The organism is Streptomyces aurantiacus JA 4570, from assembly GCF_000414115.1.
Lineage (GTDB): Bacteria > Actinomycetota > Actinomycetes > Streptomycetales > Streptomycetaceae > Streptomyces > Streptomyces aurantiacus_A.
Map to the genome: position 1 here is coordinate 1 of NZ_AOPZ01000312.1, position 5,761 is coordinate 5,761.

The 5,761-nt window shown below is 71.8% G+C and carries 7 protein-coding genes; 3 read left to right on the forward strand and 4 right to left on the reverse strand.

Going from position 1 to position 5,761, the window contains the following annotated elements; all coding sequences use genetic code 11:
- The first annotated feature begins 125 nt into the window (after window positions 1-125).
- Both STRAU_RS27175 and STRAU_RS27180 read left to right on the forward strand, forming a co-directional pair.
- Window positions 126-857, forward strand: a complete 732-nt coding sequence (locus tag STRAU_RS27175) for a DsbA family oxidoreductase (RefSeq protein WP_016643606.1) — start codon at window positions 126-128, stop codon at window positions 855-857.
- Window positions 858-929: 72 nt separating this feature from the next.
- On the forward strand, window positions 930-2,024 hold the full coding sequence (locus STRAU_RS27180) for an aminotransferase class V-fold PLP-dependent enzyme (protein ID WP_016643607.1): 1,095 nt from the start codon (window positions 930-932) through the stop codon (window positions 2,022-2,024).
- A 28-nt stretch (window positions 2,025-2,052) separates the two neighbouring features.
- On the opposite strand, the gene STRAU_RS27185 is transcribed toward STRAU_RS27180, so the two are convergent.
- Entirely contained in the window at window positions 2,053-2,589 is a 537-nt protein-coding gene (locus tag STRAU_RS27185) for a MarR family winged helix-turn-helix transcriptional regulator (RefSeq protein WP_016643608.1), read from the reverse strand.
- 219 nt (window positions 2,590-2,808) lie between these two features.
- On the opposite strand from STRAU_RS27185, the gene STRAU_RS27190 reads away from it, so the two are divergent.
- Window positions 2,809-3,879, forward strand: a complete 1,071-nt coding sequence (locus STRAU_RS27190) for an alkene reductase (RefSeq protein ID WP_037662225.1) — start codon at window positions 2,809-2,811, stop codon at window positions 3,877-3,879.
- A 90-nt stretch (window positions 3,880-3,969) separates the two neighbouring features.
- Here STRAU_RS27190 and thpD read toward each other — a convergent pair whose 3' ends face one another.
- The 3 genes from thpD to STRAU_RS27205 all read right to left on the reverse strand — a co-directional run.
- On the reverse strand, window positions 3,970-4,869 hold the full coding sequence (gene thpD, locus STRAU_RS27195) for an ectoine hydroxylase (RefSeq protein ID WP_016643610.1): 900 nt from the start codon (window positions 4,867-4,869) through the stop codon (window positions 3,970-3,972).
- A 63-nt stretch (window positions 4,870-4,932) separates the two neighbouring features.
- Window positions 4,933-5,337 carry an ectoine synthase gene (locus STRAU_RS27200; protein WP_016643612.1) on the reverse strand — a complete coding sequence of 135 codons (405 nt, stop codon included), beginning with the start codon at window positions 5,335-5,337 and terminating at the stop codon, window positions 4,933-4,935.
- Window positions 5,338-5,426: 89 nt separating this feature from the next.
- Window positions 5,427-5,761, reverse strand: a 335-nt coding sequence (locus STRAU_RS27205) for an aminotransferase class III-fold pyridoxal phosphate-dependent enzyme (protein ID WP_037662228.1), incomplete at its 5' end; no start/stop codon positions are given.

Consider the following 5,761-nt stretch of genomic DNA (forward strand, 5'->3'; position numbering starts at 1 on the left):
TGGAAACGGGCGGGCGGGTGGGAGATATCCCGCCGCGGAGCGGCGGGGAATGGAAGGCCCCGGCCCCGGGTTGCACCACAACGCGGAGGACGTCTCCGTTTCGTACGACCCGAGGAAAGAACCACATGCGCGTCGAGATCTGGAGCGACATCGCCTGCCCCTGGTGCTACGTGGGCAAGGCCCGCTTCGAGAAGGCCCTGCGGGCCTTCCCGCACCAGGAAGCCGTAGAGGTGATCCACCGCTCCTTCGAGCTGGACCCGAACCGCCCGAAGGGCGACACGGCCCCCGTGATCCCGATGCTGGCGCAGAAGTACGGCATGACCGAGACCCAGGCGAGGGAGGCCGAGCAGCGCCTCGGCGAGAACGCGGCGGCCGAGGGCCTCGCGTACCGCACCGAGGGCCGCGACCACGGCAACACCTTCGACATGCACCGCCTGCTCCACTTCGCCAGGGAACAGGGCGGCCAGGACGCCCAGGACCGGCTCATCGGCGCGCTCTACCGCGCCAACTTCGCCGAGGAGCGGTCCGTCTTCGACGACGACGAGCGCCTGACCGCCCTCGCCGCGGAGGCGGGCCTCGACGCCGACGCGGCCCGCGAGATCCTCGCCGACCCCGCCGCGTACGCCGACGCCGTCCGCGCGGACGAGCGCGAGGCCGCGGAGCTGGGCGCGAACGGCGTCCCGTTCTTCGTCCTCGACCGGAAGTTCGGCGTCTCCGGCGCCCAGCCCGCCGAGGTCTTCACGCAGGCACTGGAACAGGCGTGGGCGGCCCGCTCGCCGCTGACGGTGCTCACGCAGGACACCCCCGACGGCGGCCAAGCCTGCGGCCCCGACGGCTGCGCGGTCCCGCAGAGCTGACCCCACCCGCTGGGACGACCGGAACAAGCCCTGGTCATGGACCGGACCCGGCCGAGGCGGCACAGTGAGCCCATGGAGACCTCCAGCTTCCAGGCCCTCGTACGCTCCGAGTTCGCCCCCAGGACGACCTACCTGAACAGCGCGAGCACCGGCCTCCTGCCGGCCCGCGCCGTACGCGCGATGCACGAGGCGGCGCTCTCCGTGGCACAGGGCAGCCCCGACGACATGTTCGCGGACGTGGAGGCGGCCCGCGCCGCCTTCGCGCGCCTGGTCGGCGTGGCGGCGGACCGGGTCGCGGCGGGCGCGTCGGTCGCCGTGTACAGCGGCCTGGTCGCCGCCTCGCTGCCGGCGGGCGCCGAAGTCCTCACCGCGGAGGGCGACTTCAGCTCCACGGTGAACCCCTTCCACGTACGCGGCGACCTGAGTACCGTGCCGCTGGAGCGCGTCGCGGAGTCCGTGCGCCCGGGCACCGCCCTGGTCGCGGTCTCCGCCGCGCAGTCGGCGGACGGCCGGGTCGTCGACCTGCCCGCGCTGCGTGCCGCCGTCCGCGCGCACGGGGCCCGGCTCTACCTCGACGCCTCGCAGGCGACGGGCTGGCTGGACCTCGCGGACCACATCGCGGACGTGGACTATCTGACGTCGGTCGCCTTCAAGTGGCTGACCTGCCCGCGCGGAGTCGCGTTCTTCGTCGTCCCCGACCAGGCCGATGACCCCGCGGGCTTCGAGGGCGTGCCCGCGCTCGAGGGCGTGCCCGCGCTCTTCGCGGGCTGGGTGGCGGGGGAGCGGCCCTGGGACAGCTGCTACGGCCCGGTCACCGAACTCGCCCACTCCGCGCGCCGGTTCGACGAGAGTCCGAGCCTGTTCGCGTACGCGGGGGCGCGGCACTCGCTGGCCCTGATCGAGGAGCTGGGCGTCGCCGCGATCGGCGCCCACGACCTGGCGCTCGCGGACCGCTTCCGCGCCGGGCTCGCCGCGCTCGGCCACGAGCCGCTGGCCGCGCCGGGCTCGCCCATCGTGTCCGTGCCGGGGCTCGGCGTCCGCCGGCCGGAGCTGAGCGCGGCGGGCGTCGAGGTGTCGGACCGCGCGGGCCACCTGCGGGCGGCCTTCCACCTGTACAACACGGAGGCGGACGTGGACCGCCTCCTGGAGGGGCTGCGGATCGGCTGAGGCCCCGCGCCGACCCGTGGGGCCACCCCTATCGCAACGCCGCCCGCCGCGCCTCCTCCGGGCAGTCCGCCGTCTCCTTGCAGAGGTTGCCCTCCACGCGGCCGAGCAGCCGCGCGAGCTGCGCACGCTCGTCGGCGTCCAGGCCGGCGAGCGTGTGCCCCTCCAACTCGCCCCAGGCGCGCTGCACTTCGGTGAGCAGCCCGCAGCTGGAGTCGGTCGCCTCCACGAGCACCGCGCGCCGGTCGTCCGGATCGGGCCGCCGCCGCACATGCCCGGCCTGCTCCAGGCGCTGCAGCATCTTCGTGACCGTCGACGGGTCGAGGTCGACGGCCTTGATCAGCTCGGACTGGCGCACCGGCCCCGCGTCCCACAGGTGCATCATCAGGAACTCCTGGCCGGGGTAGAGGCCGAGCCCCTTCAGGGCCTTGCCCGCCGCGATGCGGTGCAGCCGGGCGACCCGGCTGACCAGCAGGGAGACCGGGCCGTTCTGTGCGGCCAGGGGCAGCTGCCCGCTACACGCGGGGTCGTCCTGCGCGGTCCCCGCCGTCCCTGTGTCGGCCTTCATCGGAACTCCTGCCTTCGGTTGGCCCGGCCCTGTACGCCGTCGCCGTCGTGCACCAGTGTCGTCGAACCCCGGCCTGGTTCTCCCCGGCGCTCGTCCTGGTTCTCCCCGAGCCTCGGCCCGGTTCTTCTCCGAGATTAACTTGGTCGGCCAAGAAATACGCTACAGTGACTCTCGGTTGAATTACTTGGCCGACCAAATTTCGTACGCCCTGGAGCTGTGATGACCACCGCATTCGACCCGATCGACCTGTCCGGCGTCTCCCTCGCGAACCGCATCGCCCTCGCCCCGATGACCCGCAGCCGGGCCGGCGCGGGCGGCGTCCCCACCGACCTCGTCGCCGAGTACTACGCGCAGCGCGCCAGTGCCGGCCTGGTCATCACCGAAGGCATCCAGCCGTCGCCGGTGGGCCAGGGCTACCCGGACACCCCGGGCCTGCACAGCGCCGAGCAGGTCGCAGGCTGGCGCAAGGTCACCGACGCCGTGCACGCGAAGGGCGGCCGGATCTTCGCCCAGCTCATGCACACGGGCCGCGTCGGCCACCCCTCGCTGCTGCCCGACGGCCTGGTGAACGTCGGCCCGTCCCCGGTCGCCGCCGCGGGCCAGGTCTACACGCACGAGGGACCGAAGGACTTCGTCACGCCCCGCGAGCTGACCGGCGACGAGGTGCGCGCCACCATCGACGAGTTCGTCACCGCCGCCCGCAACGCGATCGACGCGGGCTTCGACGGCGTCGAGCTGCACGGCGCCAACGGCTATCTGATCCACCAGTTCCTCGCGCCGGGCTCCAACCAGCGCGACGACGAGTGGGGCGGCTCGCCCGAGAAGCGCATCCGCTTCGCGGCCGAGGTCACGAAGGCCGTGGCCGCCGAGATCGGCGCCGCGCGCACCGGCATCCGGCTCTCGCCCGGCAACCCCTTCAACGGCATCTCCGAGCCCGCGCCGGAGGAGACCTACCCGGCGCTGGTGCGGGAGCTGGACGCGCTTGGCCTCGCGTACCTGCACATCATGGAGGTGGGCCCGGTCCGCGAGCTGGTCGCCACCCTGCGCAAGAGCTTCGGCGGCACCTTCGTCCTCAACCCGGCGACCGAGGGCCCGACCGGCCACGACGACCTCGCCCTGATCGAGGACGGCACCGCCGACATCGTCTCCTTCGGCGCCCTGTTCCTCGCCAACCCGGACCTGCCGGCCCGCCTGCGGACCCGCGGCCCGTACAACACCCCGGACCAGTCCACGTTCTACGGCGGCGACGCCAAGGGCTACACGGACTACCCGACGCTGCAGTCCGCGTAACCCGTCCGAAAGACCGTGAGGGCGGTGGCCCGGCACCGAAAAGGTGCCCAGCCACCGCCCTCACGTACGCGGCTCAGTGCCCACGCGAACTCACTTCACCGGAGTGAAATCCCTCGCCCCGATGAACTCGGGCCGCCGCACCGGTGCCGCGAACGGCTCGACCGCGGCGTTCTCCACGCTGTTGAACACCAGGAAGACGTTCGAGCGCGGGTAGGGCGTGATGTTGTCGCCGGAGCCGTGCATGGCGTTGCAGTCGAACCAGGTCGCCGAGCCCGCCTCGCCGGTGAACAGGCGGATGCCGTAGTCGGCGGCGAGCCCCGTCAGCGCCTCGTCGGACGGCGTGCCCGCGTCCTGCATCTGCAGGGACTTCTTGTAGTTGTCCTTCGGCGTCTCGCCCGCGCAGCCGAGGAACGTCTTGTGCGAGCCGGGCATGATCATGAGCCCGCCGTTGGTGTCGTGGTTCTTCGTGAGCGCGATCGACACCGAGACGGTCCGCATGTTCGGCAGGCCGTCCTCCGCGTGCCAGGTCTCGAAGTCCGAGTGCCAGTAGAAGCCCGACGCGCCGAAGCCCGGCTTGACGTTGATCCGGGACTGGTGGACGTACACGTCGGAGCCGAGGATCTGCCGGGCGCGGCCGACCACGCGCGGATCCGCCGCGAGCCGCCCGAAGACCTCACTGAGCTTGTGCACCTCGAAGATGGACCGAATCTCCTGGGAGCGCGGCTCGACGATGGAGCGCTCGTTCGCGCGCATCGCCGGGTCGTTGATCAGCCGCTCCAGCTCGGCGTGGTACTCCGCCACTTCCGTGGGCGTGATGAGCTGCTCGATGGCCAGGAAACCGTCGCGTTCGAACCCCGCCAGGTCGTCGCCCGTGAAGGGGCCCTGCGTACCCGGCGCGGACCACACCACCGGGTCCTTGCGCTCGATGAGGACCTCTTCGGCGCCTCGGGTCGGGTACAGGTCGGCGGTGCGTTCGGGTGCGGTGGTCATGGTGGTGCCTGCCTCTCCTCTCTCGTACGGCCCTGTGCGGGATGTCTTTCCGTCAGCCGTGGGTCAAACCGCCTCCGGCTCCGTGAGCAGCGGGTACACGCCGTTCTCGTCGTGGTCCTCGCGGCCCGTCACCGGCGGGTTGAACACGCACAGGCAGCGGAAGTCCTTCTTGATGCGCATCGTGTGCTTCTCGTGCCCGTCGAGCAGGTACATGGTGCCCGGCGTGATGGTGAACTTCTCGCCGGTCTCGTCGTTGGTCAGCTCGGCCTCGCCCTCGGTGCAGACGACGGCCTCGATGTGGTTGGCGTACCACATGGACGTCTCCGTGCCCGCGTAGAGCACGGTCTCGTGCAGCGAGAAGCCGACGCGCTCCTTGGCGAGCACGATGCGCTTGCTCTCCCAGGTGCCCGACGCGGCCTTGACGTGCCGGTCGGTGCCTTCAATGTCCTTGAACGAGCGGACGATCACGGTGAGTCGCTTCCTTGTCTGTGCGTATGACGGCTGTGCGTATGACGCACGTGTTCTGTACGTGGACGGGGCGCCGCGCGGGCACCCGCTCAGGCGGTCTCGCGGACCGCGCGGGCGAGCGTGCGCAGGCCCTCGTCGAGCTCGTCGGCCGTGATGGTCAGGGCCGGGAGCAGCTTGACGACCTCGCTCTCGGGACCGGAGGTCTCGATCAGCAGGCCGAGTTCGAAGGCGCGCTTGGCGATGGCGCCCGCGCGCTGCTTGTCGCGGAACTCGATGCCCCACACCAGGCCGCGGCCGCGGTACTCCTCGATGGCGTCGGTGTTCTCGTCGACGATCGCGACCAGCGCCTGCTCGACCTGCTCGCCGCGGGCGCGGGTCTGCTTCTCCATCGCCGAGCCGTCGGCCCAGTACGTCTCCAGGGCGG